The sequence below is a fragment of the Chitinophaga sp. RAB17 genome, from assembly GCF_052114225.1.
Lineage (GTDB): Bacteria > Bacteroidota > Bacteroidia > Chitinophagales > Chitinophagaceae > Chitinophaga.
In genome coordinates this window covers 1-713 of the sequence record NZ_JBFREI010000049.1, presented here as the reverse complement: position 1 = coordinate 713, position 713 = coordinate 1, and the positions used below count along the sequence as shown (strand labels likewise).

Sequence of the window (713 nt, the reverse complement as noted above, 5' to 3'; positions counted from 1 at the left end):
TATTTTGAACAGCATGCGGTAGACTGCATCAAGATTGTGCCCTCTCACTGGAAGGCATTGTCTGATCCGGACCGTTTACTGCTGCCGGGTAAACTGCTGATTTTTGGCGGTGAAGCGCTGGAAGCTGCCGTGATAGATAATATCCGGGCGTCAGGTAGTACCTGCACCGTAGTAAATCACTATGGTCCAACAGAAACTACAGTAGGTAAATTATTGCACGTGGTATCACGTGAACGTATATACGATAGTGTGGTACCCGTAGGAAAGCCATTTTCCAATACGCGTATTTATGTGTTGAATGATGCCGGACAGCGTTGCCCGGTGGGCGTTCCCGGCGAGCTATATATAGGCGGTGAAGGAGTAGCGGCGGGTTATCTGAACAATGCAGACCTGACAGCAGGCCGGTTTATCAACGACCCTTACTTCCCTTCAGACGGTGTAACACTGTACCGCACGGGGGATCTCGTAAAATATCTGCCCGATGGCAACATCGTATTTATGGGTCGTGTGGACGACCAGGTGAAGATCCGTGGTTACCGCGTAGAGCCGGGAGAAATCAGCCGTGTGCTGTCGTCCTGTGCGGGTGTGAGCCAGGGTGTTGTGATTGCCCGTGAAGATAAAACCGGCAGCAAACGATTGATCGGTTACGTAGTGGCCGCAGACTTTGACCGGGACCATATCCTGGAATACCTGCGCAGCCGCTTGCCGGAATA

1 protein-coding gene is annotated in these 713 nt (G+C 51.9%); it reads left to right on the top strand.

Features of this window, described 5'->3' with window-relative positions; translation table 11 throughout:
• Positions 1 to 713 (top strand): AMP-binding protein (locus tag AB4Z08_RS35800; RefSeq protein WP_441578573.1); only part of this gene is annotated, 713 nt, incomplete at both ends.